The sequence below is a fragment of the Roseateles paludis genome, from assembly GCF_039872745.1.
In the GTDB taxonomy this organism is placed as follows: Bacteria; Pseudomonadota; Gammaproteobacteria; order Burkholderiales; family Burkholderiaceae_C; genus Pelomonas; species Pelomonas paludis.
Map to the genome: position 1 here is coordinate 1 of NZ_JBDPZD010000011.1, position 16,793 is coordinate 16,793.

Annotated in this window: 14 protein-coding genes and 1 tRNA gene; 1 reads left to right on the forward strand and 14 read right to left on the reverse strand. The window is 63.2% G+C overall.

The genetic code is table 11. The features are described from left to right. The 4 genes from ABDJ85_RS20010 to rpsL form a co-directional block, all read right to left on the reverse strand. The coding region (locus ABDJ85_RS20010) for a GTP-binding protein (RefSeq protein WP_017454492.1) at positions 1-123 on the reverse strand (123 nt) is incomplete at its 3' end. A 132-nt stretch (positions 124-255) separates the two neighbouring features. Further along, the gene (gene fusA, locus ABDJ85_RS20015) at positions 256-2,358 is read right to left on the reverse strand and encodes an elongation factor G (RefSeq protein ID WP_347706581.1); all 2,103 of its coding nucleotides are present in this window, start codon (positions 2,356-2,358) and stop codon (positions 256-258) included. Between the two features lie 68 nt (positions 2,359-2,426). Then, positions 2,427-2,897 (reverse strand): 30S ribosomal protein S7, encoded by a 471-nt coding sequence (gene rpsG / locus ABDJ85_RS20020; RefSeq protein WP_347706582.1) that lies wholly within the window; start codon positions 2,895-2,897, stop codon positions 2,427-2,429. Between the two features lie 131 nt (positions 2,898-3,028). After that, positions 3,029-3,403, reverse strand: a complete 375-nt coding sequence (rpsL, locus tag ABDJ85_RS20025; protein WP_347706583.1) for a 30S ribosomal protein S12 — start codon at positions 3,401-3,403, stop codon at positions 3,029-3,031. Positions 3,404-3,594: 191 nt separating this feature from the next. Here rpsL and ABDJ85_RS20030 point away from each other — a divergent pair, with 191 nt between their 5' ends. Then, positions 3,595-4,062: a putative toxin-antitoxin system toxin component, PIN family gene (locus ABDJ85_RS20030; RefSeq protein ID WP_347706584.1), complete on the forward strand. Its 468-nt coding sequence runs from the start codon at positions 3,595-3,597 to the stop codon at positions 4,060-4,062. Positions 4,063-4,148: 86 nt separating this feature from the next. Here ABDJ85_RS20030 and rpoC read toward each other — a convergent pair whose 3' ends face one another. The 10 genes from rpoC to ABDJ85_RS20080 all read right to left on the reverse strand — a co-directional run. Further along, complete coding sequence (gene rpoC / locus ABDJ85_RS20035; protein WP_347706585.1) at positions 4,149-8,360, reverse strand: DNA-directed RNA polymerase subunit beta'; 4,212 nt, start codon at positions 8,358-8,360, stop codon at positions 4,149-4,151. A gap of 20 nt (positions 8,361-8,380) precedes the next feature. Then, positions 8,381-12,502, reverse strand: a complete 4,122-nt coding sequence (rpoB, locus tag ABDJ85_RS20040) for a DNA-directed RNA polymerase subunit beta (RefSeq protein ID WP_347706586.1) — start codon at positions 12,500-12,502, stop codon at positions 8,381-8,383. Positions 12,503-12,937: 435 nt separating this feature from the next. Next, on the reverse strand, positions 12,938-13,318 hold the full coding sequence (gene rplL / locus ABDJ85_RS20045; protein ID WP_347706587.1) for a 50S ribosomal protein L7/L12: 381 nt from the start codon (positions 13,316-13,318) through the stop codon (positions 12,938-12,940). A 48-nt stretch (positions 13,319-13,366) separates the two neighbouring features. Further along, a complete protein-coding gene (gene rplJ, locus ABDJ85_RS20050) occupies positions 13,367-13,876 on the reverse strand; it encodes a 50S ribosomal protein L10 (protein WP_347706588.1) in 510 nt (169 codons plus the stop codon). A 269-nt stretch (positions 13,877-14,145) separates the two neighbouring features. After that, positions 14,146-14,856 carry a 50S ribosomal protein L1 gene (gene rplA, locus ABDJ85_RS20055; protein ID WP_347706589.1) on the reverse strand — a complete coding sequence of 237 codons (711 nt, stop codon included), beginning with the start codon at positions 14,854-14,856 and terminating at the stop codon, positions 14,146-14,148. Between the two features lie 2 nt (positions 14,857-14,858). Then, entirely contained in the window at positions 14,859-15,296 is a 438-nt protein-coding gene (rplK, locus tag ABDJ85_RS20060; protein ID WP_088486376.1) for a 50S ribosomal protein L11, read from the reverse strand. A gap of 163 nt (positions 15,297-15,459) precedes the next feature. Next, positions 15,460-16,032, reverse strand: a complete 573-nt coding sequence (gene nusG / locus ABDJ85_RS20065; protein WP_347706590.1) for a transcription termination/antitermination protein NusG — start codon at positions 16,030-16,032, stop codon at positions 15,460-15,462. A 14-nt stretch (positions 16,033-16,046) separates the two neighbouring features. Then, positions 16,047-16,433, reverse strand: coding sequence for a preprotein translocase subunit SecE (secE, locus tag ABDJ85_RS20070; protein ID WP_347706591.1), 387 nt, complete (start codon positions 16,431-16,433; stop codon positions 16,047-16,049). A gap of 148 nt (positions 16,434-16,581) precedes the next feature. Continuing rightward, positions 16,582-16,657, reverse strand: a tRNA-Trp gene (locus ABDJ85_RS20075). Between the two features lie 14 nt (positions 16,658-16,671). Then, positions 16,672-16,793: EF-Tu C-terminal domain-related protein (locus ABDJ85_RS20080; RefSeq protein ID WP_489433295.1), on the reverse strand; the 122-nt coding region annotated here is incomplete at its 5' end.

The window sequence follows — 16,793 nt, forward strand, 5'->3', positions numbered from 1 at the left end:
GCCGAACTTCTTGGACAGCACGGTCGCGATCGCTGCCGTCAGCGTGGTCTTGCCGTGGTCGACGTGACCAATCGTGCCCACGTTGACGTGCGGCTTGGTGCGTTCAAACTTGCCTTTTGCCATTTCTGTATCTCCAGGGAAAGAGCATGCCAGTCGGTTGGTTTTACGTTTCCCCGTCTCGCGTGAATCCCCGGTGACTGGCAACCGGGGCACGAGGCGGGAAGACGACGATGCGGCGGCCTAAGCCGCCGGAGTTCACTTGCCGCGCGCGGTGATGATCGCGTCGGCGACGTTCTTCGGAGCTTCGCTGTAGTGCTTGAACTCCATGGTGTACGTCGCACGGCCTTGCGTGGCGGAACGCAGGCTGGTCGAGTAGCCGAACATCTCGGACAGCGGCACTTCGGCCTTGATGACCTTGCCGCCGCCAGGCATGTCGTCCATGCCCTGCACCATGCCGCGACGGCTGGACAGGTCACCCATGACGGTACCGGCGTAGTCTTCCGGCGTCTCGACTTCCACGGCCATCATCGGTTCGAGGATGACGGGGCTTGCGCGGCGCATGGCTTCCTTGAAGCCCATGGAGGCGGCCATCTTGAACGCGTTTTCGTTCGAGTCCACGTCGTGGTACGAGCCGAAGGTCAGCGTGGCCTTGACGTCGACGACCGGGAAGCCGGCCAGCACGCCGTTCGGCAGCGTGTCGATGATGCCCTTCTCGACGGCGGGGATGTACTCGCGAGGCACCACACCGCCCTTGATGGCGTCAACGAACTCGAAGCCCTTGCCCGGCTCTTGCGGCTCGAGCGTCAGCACGACGTGACCGTACTGGCCCTTACCACCGGACTGGCGGACGAACTTGCCTTCGACGTCGGTCGCGGTCTTGCGGATGGTTTCGCGGTAGGCCACCTGGGGCTTGCCGACGTTGGCTTCCACGCCGAACTCGCGCTTCATGCGGTCGACAATGATTTCCAGGTGCAGCTCGCCCATGCCGGAGATGATGGTCTGGCCGGACTCTTCGTCGGTGCGCAGACGGAAGGACGGGTCTTCAGCAGCCAGGCGGCCCAGCGCGATACCCATCTTTTCCTGGTCAGCCTTGGTCTTGGGCTCAACAGCCTGCGAGATCACGGGCTCCGGGAAGATCATCTTTTCCAGCGTGATGATGGAGTCCGGATCGCACAGCGTTTCGCCGGTCGTCACGTCCTTCAGGCCCACGCAGGCGGCGATGTCGCCGGCCAGAATTTCCTTGATTTCTTCACGCTGGTTGGCGTGCATCTGCAGGATCCGGCCGATGCGCTCCTTCTTGCCACGGATAGGGTTGTAGACGGTCGCGCCCGACTGCAGCACGCCCGAATACACACGCACGAAGGTGAGCTGACCGACATAGGGGTCAGTCATCAGCTTGAAGGCCAGGGCCGAGAACTTCTCTTCGTCAGTGCGCTGGCGAGTGATCGGCTGGTCGTCTTCGTCCGTGCCCGAGACCGGCGGGATGTCCAGCGGCGAGGGCAGGAAGTCGATGACGGCATCGAGCATGCGCTGCACGCCCTTGTTCTTGAAGGCGGTGCCGCAGAGCATCGGCTGGATCTCGGTCGCGATGGTGCGCTGGCGGATCGCGAGCTTGATCTCTTCCTCGGACAGGTCACCCGTCTCCAGGTACTTGTTCATCAGCTCTTCGGTGGCCTCGGCCGCAGCCTCGACCATCTTCTCGCGCCATTCCTGGGCGACGCTGACCAGGTCGGCCGGGATGTCTTCGAAGGTGAACTTCATGCCCTGGGAAGCTTCGTCCCAGATGATGGCCTTCATCTTGAAGAGATCCACCACGCCGGTGAAGTTTTCCTCGGCGCCGATGGGGATCACGACGGGCACGGGGTTGGCCTTCAGGCGCGTCTTCATCTGGTCCACGACCTTGTAGAAGTTTGCGCCGGTGCGGTCCATCTTGTTCACGAAGGCAAGACGGGGCACCTTGTACTTGTTGGCCTGACGCCAGACGGTTTCCGACTGGGGCTGCACGCCACCCACGGCGCAATACACCATGCAGGCGCCGTCCAGGACGCGCATGGAGCGCTCCACCTCGATGGTGAAGTCCACGTGCCCGGGGGTGTCGATGATGTTGAAGCGGTGCTCGGGGTAGGACATGTCCATGCCCTTCCAGAAGCAGGTCGTCGCCGCCGAGGTGATGGTGATGCCGCGCTCTTGCTCCTGCTCCATCCAGTCCATGGTGGCAGCACCGTCGTGCACTTCACCGATCTTGTGGTTCACGCCCGTGTAATAGAGGATGCGCTCGGTCGTGGTGGTCTTGCCGGCATCGATGTGCGCAGAGATACCGATGTTGCGGTAGCGCTCGATGGGGGTTTTGCGGGCCATGGTTTGCTCCAGAAGGCAGGAGCCGCCAGCGGGTTGGTGTAAACCCGAGGCGGCCAGATTTGGTTGATTTAGAAGCGGAAGTGCGAGAACGCCTTGTTGGCTTCTGCCATGCGGTGGACTTCGTCGCGCTTCTTCATCGCGCCGCCACGGCCTTCAGCGGCCTCCAGCAGCTCGTTGGCCAGGCGCTGGGCCATCGACTTTTCACCGCGCTTGCGGGCCGATTCCTTCAGCCAGCGCATCGCCAGGGCCATGCGGCGAACGGGGCGAACTTCCACGGGAACTTGGTAGTTCGCACCGCCGACGCGGCGGCTCTTGACTTCGACCATCGGCTTCACGTTGTTCAGGGCGACCATGAACACTTCCAGCGGGTCCTTGCCGGCCTTCTTTTCGACTTGGTCGAGGGCACCGTAAATGATGCGCTCAGCAACAGCCTTCTTGCCCGACTCCATGATGACGTTCATGAACTTGGACAGATCGACCGAACCGAACTTGGGATCGGGCAGGATCTCGCGCTTGGGTACTTCGCGACGACGTGGCATGGGAATCTTCCTTTTTGCTTCAGTTGGCGTGGGCAGCTTGCCCCGCCTTTGGATGACCACCGCCTTCTGGGGTCATCCACTTACTCGGTTGTCAATGCAACCGCGATGAATGCTGGGCCAAAGCCCGCAACTTACTTCTTGGGACGCTTGGCTCCGTACTTCGAACGGGACTGCTTGCGATCCTTGACGCCTTGCAGGTCGAGCGAGCCACGGACGATGTGGTAGCGAACGCCAGGCAAGTCCTTCACACGGCCGCCGCGCACCAGCACGACACTGTGTTCCTGGAGGTTGTGGCCTTCACCGCCGATGTAGGAGATGACCTCGAAGCCGTTGGTCAGGCGCACCTTGGCGACCTTACGCAGCGCGGAGTTCGGCTTCTTAGGCGTGGTGGTGTAGACGCGGGTGCAGACACCGCGGCGCTGCGGGCAGTTCTGCATCGCAGGCGACTTGGACTTGATGACCTCGGCCTCTCGGCCCTGGCGCACCAGTTGATTGATGGTTGGCATAAACGACTTGTTCCCGTTTGAAGTCTGTGAACTTCCGCCGCAGGAGTGCCGCCCGCACGTAGGCGCGAACGCGCACCCCGCAAAATGCGGAGAGCCGATGATTGTAGTGCGTAACCCTAGACCGAGACAAGCGGGCAGCGCGACCAGCGTGCAATCGCGGCGATGATGGCGCCCGAACGCCGCGCCTCTCCATGCCCCCAACCGCCATTCCGAACGCCACGTCCCCTACAGCCACCGCGCCCACCGTCGTCATCGACACCCAGGTGCTGCTGGACTGGCTGGTCTTCAGCGACCCCAGCACGGCGGGCCTGGTCGCTGCCATTGAGGCAGGCCAGGTGGTGTGGATTGCAGAGGACGGCGGCCTGGCGGAACTCCGCCACGTCGCCCAAGGGCGGGCCTTGGCCGCCTATCTGCCAAGCCTGGGCCGCATTGACGAGGCGATTGCACGCCACTGCCGCCGCCTGCCGACGCCGCTGGCCCGTGCCTGCGGACTCATCTGCAGGGACGCGGACGACCAACGCTTCATCGACCTGGCAATCACGGCGCAGGCACGCTGGCTGATCACGCGGGACAAGGACCTGCTGGCACTGCGCAAGCGCGCGTGCGCCAAGGGGCTGCGCGTCCTGCGCGTGCCGGACTGGTCACTCGACACGCCATAGAAAAAGCCGCCGAGCGCGAACGCTGCGGCGGCTTTCAGGAGCAGGGCCAGCAGCGGGCCTTGGAGGCGCCCGCTGCAGGGTCGGCCTTATTCCCCTTGGGCGTCGTCGATGCTGGCGAGCTGGGCGGCGGCGAGTTCCTCAGCTTCTTGCTGAGCAATCGCACGGCGCTCGGCGTCGTCCATGGCTTCCTTGGTCTTGCGCGCGGCGTGGAAGGCCATGCCGGTACCTGCCGGGATAAGGCGGCCGACGATGACGTTTTCCTTGAGGCCACGCAGCTCGTCGCGCTTGCCCATGATGGCAGCCTCGGTGAGCACGCGGGTGGTCTCCTGGAAGGACGCGGCGGAGATGAAGGAGTCCGTCGACAGCGAGGCCTTGGTGATGCCCAGCAGCACGTCGGAGTACGTGGCCGGCAGCTTGCCATCGGCACGCAGCTTGTCGTTGGTACCCAGCAGCTCGGAGCGCTCGACCTGCTCGTTGAGGATGTAGTGCGAGTCGCCAGGGTTGGTGATCTGGACGCGACGCAGCATCTGGCGAACGATCACCTCGATGTGCTTGTCGTTGATCTTCACACCCTGGAGTCGGTACACGTCCTGCACTTCGTCGACGATGTAGCGGGCCAGTTCCTCGATGCCGAGCAAGCGCAGGATGTCCTGCGGGTCGGCGGCGCCGTCGACGATGAGCTCGCCGCGGTTGACCACCTGGCCTTCGTGCACCAGGATGTTCTTTTCCTTGGGCACGAGTTCCTCGTGGGCCTTGCCGTCCGGGTCGGTGATCTGGAGGCGAACCTTGCCCTTGGTTTCCTTACCGAAGGAGACCGTGCCGGTCTGCTCGGCGAGGACGCCAACGTCCTTGGGCGAACGGGCTTCAAAGAGCTCGGCCACACGCGGCAGACCGCCGGTAATGTCACGAGTCTTCTGGCCTTCGACCGGGATGCGGGCGAGCACTTCGCCGGGGAACAGGTCCTGACCGTCGCGGATCTGGATCAGCGCGCCGACCTGGAAGCCAATGGCCACCGAGTGATCGGTACCGGGGATCTTGACCTCGTGACCGCCAGCGTCGAGCAGCTTGACCTGCGGACGCACGACCTTGGTAGCACCGCGGCGCTTCGGGTCGATCACGACCAGCGTGGACAGGCCGGTTACCTCGTCCACTTGCTTGGCGACGGTAACGCCTTCCTCGACGTTCTCGAACTTCGCCTTGCCGGCGAACTCGGTGATGATCGGGCGGGTCAGCGGGTCCCAGTTAGCCAGCACGGTGCCCGCCTTGATCTGCTGGTCGGCCTTGACATTGAGCGTCGCGCCGTAGGGCACCTTGTGACGCTCACGCTCGCGGCCATGCGGGTCGGAGATGACGATCTCGCCCGAGCGGGAGATGACCACCAGCTCGCCCTTGCCGTTGGTGACGTAGCGCATCGTGGCGTTGAAGCCGATGGCGCCATCGCTCTTGGCGTCCACGCTGCTGGCCACCGCTGCGCGCGAAGCGGCACCACCGATGTGGAAGGTCCGCATGGTCAGCTGGGTGCCGGGCTCGCCGATGGACTGGGCGGCGATCACACCAACCGCTTCGCCGACGTTGACCAGGCCACCGCGGCCGAGGTCGCGGCCGTAGCACTTGGCGCACAGGCCAAAGCGCGTGCCGCAGGTCAGCGGGGTGCGGACCTTGATCTCGTCGACGCCGGCCTGTTCCAGCACGTCGAGTGAGTCTTCGTCCAGCATGTTGCCGGCCGTCAGCAGAGTGGCCTGGGTCTCTGGGTGGAGCACGTCGATGGCCGCCACGCGACCGAGCACGCGGTCACGCAGCGATTCGATGACTTCACCACCTTCGACCAGGGCACGCATGTTCATGCCGTTGTCAGTGCCGCAATCGTCCTCGATGACCACCAGATCCTGGGTCACGTCGACCAGGCGACGGGTCAGGTAGCCGGAGTTCGCGGTCTTCAGCGCCGTATCCGCCAGGCCCTTACGAGCGCCGTGGGTGGAGATGAAGTACTGCAGAACGTTCAGGCCTTCGCGGAAGTTCGCGGTGATGGGCGTCTCGATGATGGAGCCATCCGGCTTGGCCATCAGGCCGCGCATGCCGGCCAGCTGGCGGATCTGCGCTGCGGAGCCACGGGCACCCGAGTCGGCCATCATGTAGATGGAGTTGAAGGACTCCTGGGTCACTTCCTTGCCGTTGCGGTCCAAGGTCTTCTCGACCTTGAGGTGGTCCATCATCTTCTTGCCGATCTCGTCACCGGCCTTGCCCCAGATGTCCACCACCTTGTTGTAGCGCTCACCGGCGGTCACGAGACCCGAGACGTACTGCTGCTCGATCTCCTTGACCTCGCTCTCGGCGCGCTCGATGACGGTGTGCTTCTCGCGAGGCACGAGCATGTCGTCGATGGCGATGGAGATGCCGGCGCGCGTGGCGAGCTTGAAGCCGCTTTGCAGCAGCTTGTCGGCCAGCACCACGGTTTCCTTCAAGCCGCACTTGCGGAAGGAGGTGTTGATCAGGCGCGAGATTTCCTTCTTCTTGAGCGCCTTGTTCAGGTTGCTGAACGGCAGGCCCTTGGGCAGGATCTCGGAAAGCAGGGCACGGCCAACGGTAGTAGCCACCAGCTTGGTCTCGGGCTCGAACTCGCCGGTGTCCTTGTTCTTGGTCCACTCGGTCAGCCGCACGCTGATCTTGGCGGTGATCTCGACCACGCCGTTTTCCAGCGCGCGCAGCATCTCGGGGATGTCGCGGAAGACCATGCCCTCGCCCTTGCCATTCGTGCGCTCACGCGTGGCGTAGTAGAGGCCCAGCACCACGTCTTGCGACGGGACGATGGAGGGCTCGCCCGAAGCGGGGAACAGCACGTTGTTGGAGGCCAGCATAAGGGTGCGGGCTTCCATCTGGGCTTCAATCGACAGCGGCACGTGGACGGCCATCTGGTCACCGTCGAAGTCGGCATTGAAGGCCGAGCAGACGAGCGGGTGCAGCTGGATGGCCTTGCCTTCGATCAGCACGGGCTCGAAAGCCTGGATGCCGAGGCGGTGCAGGGTCGGGGCGCGGTTCAGCAGAACCGGGTGCTCCTTGATGACCTCTTCGAGGATGTCCCAGACGACGGGCGTGCCGGCTTCGACTTCCTTCTTGGCAGCCTTGATCGTCGTCGCGATGCCCATGGCTTCGAGGCGCGAGAAGATGAAGGGCTTGAAGAGTTCCAGCGCCATCAGCTTGGGCAGGCCGCACTGGTGCAGCTTGAGGGTCGGGCCCACCACGATGACCGAACGACCCGAGTAGTCGACGCGCTTGCCCAGCAGGTTCTGGCGGAAGCGACCGCTCTTGCCCTTGATCATGTCGGCCAGGGACTTGAGCGCGCGCTTGTTGGCGCCCGTCATGGCCTTGCCGCGGCGGCCGTTGTCCAGCAGCGAGTCGACGGCTTCCTGCAGCATGCGCTTTTCGTTGCGCACGATGATCTCAGGGGCCTTCAGCTCCAGCAGGCGGGCCAGGCGGTTGTTGCGGTTGATGACGCGACGGTAGAGGTCATTCAGGTCGGAGGTCGCGAAGCGGCCGCCGTCCAGGGGCACCAGCGGACGCAGGTCCGGTGGCAGCACGGGCAGCACGTCCATCACCATCCAGTTCGGCTTGATGCCGGACTTGCGGAAGGCCTCCATCACCTTGAGGCGCTTGGAGTTCTTCTTGACCTTGAGCTCGGAGCCGGTCATGTCGTTGCGGAGCTTGTCGATCTCGACGTCGAGATCCATGTCCTCCAGCAGCTTCTTGATGCCCTCGGCGCCCATCAACGCCACGAACTCGTCACCGAATTCGACGCGCTTCGCGTCGTAGTCGTCCTCGGTCATGATCGAGAACTTCTTGAGCGGGGTCATGCCGGGATCGACCACGACATACGCTTCAAAGTACAGCACGCGTTCGATGTCGCGCAGCGTCATGTCGAGCACCAGGCCGAGACGGCTGGGCAGCGACTTCAGGAACCAGATGTGCGCGCAGGGCGCGGCCAGGTCGATGTGACCCATGCGGTCACGGCGGACCTTGGTCTGGGTGACTTCAACGCCGCACTTCTCGCAGATCACGCCGCGGTGCTTGAGGCGCTTGTACTTGCCGCACAGGCACTCGTAGTCGCGGATGGGGCCAAAGATCTTGGCGCAGAACAGGCCATCACGCTCCGGCTTGAAGGTCCGGTAGTTGATGGTCTCGGGCTTCTTCACCTCACCGAAGGACCAGCTGCGGATCTTCTCGGGAGAAGCCAGGCCGATCTTGATGGCATCGAAATGCTCATCCGGGGTGAATTGCTTGAAAAGGTCGAGTAGTCCCTTCATGGTGTCTTCCTTTTCTTTCCTTAGTTGCGCTCGAGCTCGATGTCGATACCGAGCGAACGAATTTCCTTGACCAGCACGTTGAACGACTCCGGCATGCCGGCCTCGATGGCGTGCTCGCCCTTGACGATGGACTCATAGACCTTGGTGCGGCCGTTGACGTCGTCGGACTTGACCGTGAGCATTTCCTGCAGGATGTAGGAAGCGCCGTAGGCTTCGAGCGCCCACACTTCCATCTCCCCGAAACGCTGGCCACCGAACTGGGCCTTGCCGCCCAGCGGCTGCTGGGTCACGAGGCTGTACGGGCCGGTCGAGCGGGCGTGCATCTTGTCGTCCACCAAGTGGTGCAGCTTGAGCACGTGCATGTAGCCGACGGTGACCGAACGCTCGAAAGCGTCGCCGGTGCGGCCGTCAAACAGCTGAGCCTGGGTGCGCGTGGCAGTCAGGCCCTTCTTGGCGGCGATGTCGTCCGGGTAGGCCAGCTTGAGCATGCCGCGGATTTCTTCTTCCTTGGCACCGTCGAACACCGGCGTCGCAAAGGGCACGCCCTTGGCGAGGTTGCCGGCCATCTCGATGACTTCGTCGTCGTTCAGGTCGCCCAGGTTCTCGGTCTTGCCGCCGCTCTGGTTGTAGAGCTCGTCCAGGAACTTGCGCAGCTCGGCCACACGGGCCTGTTGCTGCAGCATGTCGCCGATGCGCTGGCCAATGCCCTTGCCGGCCCAGCCCAGGTGGACTTCCAGCACCTGACCCACGTTCATCCGCGAGGGCACGCCCAGCGGGTTGAGCACGATGTCGACAGGCGTGCCGTCGGCCATGTAGGGCATGTCCTCGACCGGGTTGATCTTGGAGACCACACCCTTGTTGCCGTGACGGCCGGCCATCTTGTCGCCAGGCTGCAGGCGGCGCTTGACGGCCAGGTAGACCTTGACCATCTTGAGCACGCCTGCGGGCAGCTCGTCGCCCTGGGTCAGCTTCTTGCGCTTTTCTTCAAAGGCGAGGTCGAAGCTGTGGCGGGTCTGGTCGAGCGAGTTCTTGATGGACTCGAGCTGGTTGGCCAGTTCTTCTTCAGCGGGGCGGATGTCGAACCAGTGGAACTTCTCAACCGAGGCCAGGTAGTCCTTGGTGATGGTCGTGCCCTTGGCGATCTTCTGCGGGCCGCCATTGGCGACCTTGCCGACGAGCAGCTTCTCGATACGGTCAAAGGCATCGGCCTCGACGATGCGGAGCTGGTCGTTCAGGTCCAGGCGGAAGCGCTTCAGCTCGTCGTCAATGATCTGCTGGGCGCGCTTGTCGCGCTGGATGCCTTCACGGGTGAAGACCTGCACGTCGATGACGGTGCCGCTGGTGCCTTGGTCCACACGCAGCGAGGTGTCCTTCACGTCGGACGCCTTCTCGCCGAAGATGGCGCGCAGCAGCTTTTCTTCCGGCGTCAGCGTGGTCTCGCCCTTGGGGGTGACCTTGCCGACCAGCACGTCGCCAGGGCCGACTTCAGCACCGATGTAGACGATGCCCGACTCGTCCAGGCGGCTCAGTTGCTGCTCGGAGAGGTTGGGGATGTCACGGGTGATTTCCTCGCTGCCCAGCTTGGTGTCGCGGGCGTTGACGACCAGCTCCTCGATGTGGATTGAGGTGTAGCGGTCTTCGGCGATGACGCGCTCGGAGATGAGGATCGAGTCCTCGAAGTTGTAGCCGTTCCAGGGCATGAAGGCGACCAACATGTTCTGGCCAAGCGCGAGCTCGCCCAGGTCGGTGGAAGCGCCGTCGGCAATGATGTCCTCGGCTGCCACCTTGTCACCGCGCTTCACGATGGGGCGCTGGTGAATGTTGGTGTTCTGGTTGGAACGCTGGTACTTGATGAGGTTGTAGATGTCGACACCCACCTCACCAGCCACGGTCTCGTTGTCGTTCACGCGGATCACGATGCGGTTCGTGTCCACGTAGTCAACGACACCACCACGGCGCGCAGCCACGACGGTGCCCGAGTCCTTGGCGGCCACGCGCTCCACGCCCGTGCCCACGAAGGCCTTCTCGGGACGCAGGGTCGGGACGGCCTGGCGCTGCATGTTGGCGCCCATCAGCGCGCGGTTCGCGTCGTCGTGCTCCAGGAAGGGCACGAGCGAGGCTGCAACCGACACGATCTGGGTCGGCGCCACGTCCATGTACTGGATGCGCTCAGGGCTGGTCAGCACCGATTCGCCGTTCTCGCGGGCCGAGACCAGCTCGTCAACGAGCTGACCCTTTTCGTTCAGCGCGGCATTGGCCTGGGCGATGACGTACTTGCCTTCCTCGATGGCGGACAGGTAGTCGATCTGGTCGGTGACGGTGCCATCGACCACACGGCGGTAAGGCGTCTCCAGGAAGCCGTACTCGTTGAGCTGGGCGTACAGCGCGAGCGAGTTGATCAGGCCGATGTTCGGGCCTTCAGGCGTTTCGATCGGGCAGACACGGCCATAGTGGGTCGGGTGCACGTCGCGGACTTCGAAGCCGGCGCGCTCGCGGGTCAAACCACCCGGGCCCAGGGCCGAGACGCGACGCTTGTGCGTGATCTCGGACAGGGGGTTGGTCTGGTCCATGAACTGCGACAGCTGCGACGCACCGAAGAACTCCTTCAGAGCCGCAGAGATCGGCTTGGAGTTGATCAGGTCGTGCGGCATCAGGGCTTCGGTCTCAGCCTGGCCCAGACGCTCCTTGACAGCCTTCTCGATACGGGCGAGGCCCGAGCGGTACTGGTTCTCGGCCAGCTCGCCCACGCAGCGCACGCGACGATTGCCCAGGTGGTCGATGTCGTCCACTTCGCCGCGGCCATTGCGCAGCTCGACGAGGATCTTGACGACGTCAAGGATGTCCTCGTTGGACAGGTTCATGTTGCCGTCCGGCGTGTCACGGCCGACACGCGCGTTGAACTTCATGCGGCCGACGCGGCTGAGGTCGTAGGTGTCGGTGCTGTAGAACAGGCGGTTGAACAAGGCCTCGACGGCGTCTTCCGTCGGCGGCTCGCCGGGGCGCATCATGCGGTAGATGGCGACGCGAGCGGCGAACTGGTCGGCCGTTTCGTCAGACGCCAGGGTCTGGCTGATGTAGGCGCCTTCGTCCAGCTCATTGGTGTAAAGGCACTGGATCTCCTTCACACCGGCGGCGCGCAGCTTCTTCAGCAGCGCTTCGGTCAGCTCGTCGTTGGCCTTGGCGATGATTTCGCCGGTGTCGCCGTCGACCATGTTCTTGGCCAGCACACGGCCGAGCAGGAAGTCTTCAGGCACGCTGATGTGCTGCGTGCCGGACTGCTCCAGCTGGCGCACATGGCGGGCGGTGATGCGCTTGTCCTTCTCGACGATGACAGCACCGCTCTTGTCGGTGATGTCGAAGCGAGCGACTTCGCCCTTCAGGCGGTCGGCCACGAATTCGAGCTGCGCACCAACGTCCATCAGGCGGAAGTTGTCGAACACGAAGAAGTGGGCCAGGATCTGCTCGGGGTTCAGTCCGATGGACTTGAGCAGGATGGTGACCGGCATCTTGCGACGGCGGTCGACACGGAAGTAGAGGATGTCCTTGGGGTCGAACTCGAAGTCGAGCCACGAACCACGGTAGGGAATGATGCGGGCGCTGAACAGCAGCTTGCCGCTGGAGTGGGTCTTGCCCTTGTCGTGCTCGAAGAACACGCCCGGCGAGCGGTGCAGCTGCGAGACGATGACACGCTCGGTGCCATTGACGATGAAGCTGCCGTAGTCGGTCATCAGGGGCACTTCGCCCATGTAGACCTCTTGCTCCTTGATCTCCTTGACCGTCTTGGCCTGGGCCGACTCGCGGTCATAGATGATCATTTGCAGCTTGGCGCGCACCGCGGCTGCGTAGGTCAACCCCCGCTGTTGGCACTCACGGGTGTCGAAGGGCGGCTTGGCGATGTTGAACTCAAGGAACTTCATCTCCACGAACCCGTTGTGCGACACGATCGGGAACGCGGACAGGAAGGCCGCCTGCAGCCCTTCGGGCTTGCGTTTGGCGGGGGCTACGTCCTTTTGCAGGAAGGCGACATAGCTGTCCTTCTGCATGGTGAGGAGGTAGGGAACGTTGAGAACGCTCTCGCGCTTGCCGAAGCTCTTGCGAATCCGCTTGCGCTCGGTGTAGCTGTAGGGGGTTGCTTGCGCCATAAACACTCCGTGTCGAGCCCTTCCCTGGCCGTGGGATGGACTGCGTCGGCGACTGGCTCTGTCACGCACCCAGAACGGGCGCGCGCGAAGCTTGGTGGTTGGCCACTACCAACCGCTGGCGGACAACTTCAGGCTTGCCCTGAAGTCCGACCAAACTGGCTCTCTGCAGTCGGATCAGAGAACACGTGAAAGAACCGCGCATGATAACGCAAGGGGTTCTTTCACCTGTTCTCGGGCCGGGAAATCCCGGAACGACAAAAAAGGGGAAGCCGTGAGGCAACCCCTTTCTTGAATCTCGAACAAGGTCCGAGATTCGGTCGGCGAGCGGCGTAGCGAGCGGGTCGAGGTCGGGTTTGAGGCGCGGAGCCGTACCTTCGTACGGCGAGCACCGAAAGCCCGAGATCGGCCCGCGCAGTAGCCGAGCGCCGATCCGAATTACTTGAGCTCGGCCTTGGCGCCGGCTTCGACCAGCTTCTTGACAGCAGCTTCTGCGTCGGCCTTGGCGATGGCTTCCTTGACGTTCTTCGGAGCGCCGTCGACCAGGTCCTTGGCTTCCTTCAGACCCAGGCCGGTGATTTCGCGAACGGCCTTGATGACGCCGACCTTGTTCGCGCCGGCTTCGAGCAGCACGACGTTGAATTCGGTCTTCTCTTCAGCGGCAGCAGCAGCGCCGCCAGCAGCGCCGCCAGCAGCGGGAGCAGCCATGGAAGCGGCGGACACGCCGAACTTCTCTTCAATTGCCTTGACCAGATCGTTCAGTTCCAGAACGGTCATGCTGTCCAGGGCGGTCAGGAATGCGTCTTTATCGAATGCCATGATGATTTCCTATATACAGATGGTTTTGCTTTACGCAGTGTTCGTCGTTCAAGCGGCCGGGGCGTCGGCGCCACCGCCACGCTGTTGTGCCAAGGCGGCCAGCACGGCAGCGGTACGCTGCACCGGCGACTTGAGCAAGCCAGCGATTTGCGACAGCAGCACTTCCTTGCTCGGGACCGAGGCCAGCGCCTTCACGCCGTTCACGTCCAGAGCCTTGCCGCCATAGGCACCGCCCTTGATGACGAGCTTGTCGTTGGTCTTGGCAAAGTCAGCGATGACTTTGGCCGCAGCGACAGCGTCTTCCGAAAAGCCGTAGATCAGCGGACCGACCATGCTCTCCGAGGCTGCCTCGAACGGGGTGCCGGCGACGGCGCGACGGGCCAGGGTGTTCTTCAGCACGTGAAGGTACACACCCTTGGACCGCGCATCGACGCGCAGCTTGTTCAAGGCTTCCACGGTGAGGCCACGGTACTCGGCCAGCGCAAGCGTTTGCGACTTGGCGGCTTGCGCTGCCACGTCGCTCACGACGGCTGCTTTCTCGTTGCGATTGAGACTCAAGGTCTACTCCTCACATTTGCTCCTTCGGGTCTTGCGACCCTCCAGAGCGCCAGGGATTCAGCGACCATCTGTCCGGAAACCATCCCGAAGCAAGTTCGGAACGAGCAACCATTCAGCGGGACCGCCATCTACGCTGGTTCCAGGCCTGCGCCCGGATTTAAGGGGTCTCCACCAGCGGTCTTGGATGACGCGCTGACCGGCGAACCAGTCAGCGCCCCACCAATCTTTGTCGCCCGGCACCAGACTCGTGCCAGGCAGATGCTTTGCCTTTAGGCTGCTGCGGCTTGGGCGTTGATGGACGCGATGTCCACGCGGGCGCCCACGCCCATGGTCGACGACACAGCGACCTTGCGCAGGTAGACGCCCTTGCTCGATGCCGGTTTGGCCTTGTTCAGGGCCTCGATCAGCGCGCGCAGGTTGCCTTCCAGCTTGTCGGTGTCGAACGAGCGACGGCCGAGGGTGCCGTGGATGATGCCGGCCTTGTCGACGCGGAACTGGACCTGACCAGCCTTGGCGTTCTTGACGGCGGTGGCGACATCCGGGGTCACGGTGCCGACCTTGGGGTTCGGCATCAGGCCGCGCGGGCCCAGGATCTGACCCAGGGTACCGACGACGCGCATCGTGTCGGGCGAGGCGATGACGACATCAAAGGGCATGTCACCAGCCTTGACGCGCTCAGCCAGATCTTCCATGCCGACAACGTCGGCACCAGCGGCGCGAGCTTCTTCAGCCTTGGCACCTTGGGCGAACACGGCGACGCGCTTGGTCTTGCCAGTGCCGTTGGGCAGCACGACGGCGCCACGCACAACCTGATCCGACTTCTTGGCATCGATGCCGAGTTGCACGGCCACATCGATGGACTCGTCGAACTTGGCGGTGGCCAGGCTCTTGACGAGGTCGAGGGCTTCAGAGAGGCCGTAGAGCTTGGTCGACTCGACCTTGCCCTGCAGGGCCTTTTGCTTCTTGGTGAGCTTGGCCATGTTCAGACCCCTTCCACGATGATGCCCATCGAGCGGGCCGAGCCGGCGATGGTCTTGACCGCGGCGTCCAGGTTGGCGGCCGTCAGGTCCTTGGTCTTGATCTTGGCGATTTCCTCAAGCTGGGCACGGGTCAGCTTGCCGACCTTGTCCAGGTGAGGACGCTGCGAACCCTTCTCGATCTTGGCAGCCTTCTTGAGCAGAACAGTCGCCGGGGGCGACTTGATGACGAAGGTGAAGCTCTTGTCGGCGAAGGCGGTGATGACCACCGGCAGCTTCATGCCAGGCTCGAAGCCGGCACCCGACGTCTGGGCGTTGAACGCCTTGCAGAACTCCATGATGTTCAGGCCACGCTGACCCAGCGCGGGACCCACCGGCGGCGAAGGATTTGCCTTGCCGGCCGGAATTTGCAGCTTGATGAAGCCGACAATTTTCTTGGCCATGATTTCTCCAGAACGGCACTTGGGCGGCCACGCCCTCGCACCTGAGTACTAGCGCATCGGCTGCAGTGGCCTTGGGCCACTTGACCTTTGCTCCTCGACTGCCGCCTGACGTTGCGGACCGATCACGGGCTGACTTGAGGCGTCAGCCAGGCCTCAAAACAAATCAGACCTTCTCGACCTGCGAGAAGTCCAACTCGACCGGCGTGGCACGACCGAAGATCGTGACCGAGACGCGGACCTTGGACTTGTCGTAGTTGACTTCCTCGACGGCGCCATTGAAGTCGGTGAACGGACCTTCCTTGACCCGCACGACTTCGCCGACCGTCCACTCGACCTTGGGCCGGGGCTTTTCGACCCCTTCCTGCATCTGGTTGACGATCTTCATGACCTCGGCTTCCGAGATCGGCGCCGGGCGGTTCTTGGCGCCACCGACAAAGCCCGTCACCTTGGACGTGTGCTTCACCAAGTGCCAGGACTCGTCATCCATGAACATCTCGACCAGCACATAGCCCGGGAAGAAGCGGCGCTCAGTCACGGCCTTCTTGCCGTTCTTGAGCTCCACGACCTCTTCGGTCGGCACCAGGATGCGGCCGAACTTGTCTTGCATGCCCGCGCGGTCGATGCGCTCCCGCAGATTGCGCTCGACTGCCTTCTCCATGCCCGAATAGGCATGGACCACATACCAGCGCTTGGGCAGACCCGTGGCAACGGCAGCGGCGACTTGTTCTTCAGACATTCGAGATTCCTTGTTCAGCGCTTCCAGCCCAGGACGACGTCGTACAGGACCCACTCCAGAGTCTTGTCCGTCATCCACAGGAACAGAGCCATCACGACCACGAAGGCAAAGACATAGCCGGTCATCTGCGTGGCTTCCTTGCGGGTCGGCCACACCACCTTCTTGGTCTCACGGATCGATTCGCGGCCGTAGGCGATCAGCGCCTTGCCTTGCTCGGCCGTGAAGAAGGCCCCCACCGCAGCCAGCACCAGCACGATCAGCGCGCCCCATTGAGCGTAAGCGCCTTGCTTGGCCAGCAGGTAGTAGGCCGCCAGGCCACCAATCAGCAGCAGCACCGCCACCGCCAGCTTGGCCTTGTCGGCGCTGGTGGTCACGGTTTCGACGGAAGTGGGATTGGCCATCACGAACTCGATTCACGGGCGGCACGGGCCGCGCAACGATCCAAAAACTAGACTGGTTCTATCAGCAGCAAGGCCCGCCGAGATTTCTCTCGCGGGCCGTTGCCTGGGACCGCCGCCAACCGAGGTGATCTGGATGATCAGTCTTGGTTGGCAGGGGCAGAGGGTCTCGAACCCCCAACCTTCGGTTTTGGAGACCGACGCTCTGCCAATTGAGCTATGCCCCTACGGCCTGAAAAACTTACGCAATGATGGTTGCCACGACGCCGGAGCCCACGGTGCGGCCACCCTCGCGGATGGCGAAGCGCAGGCCTTGTTCCATGGCGATCGGGGCGATCAGCTTGACCGTGATCGACACGTTGT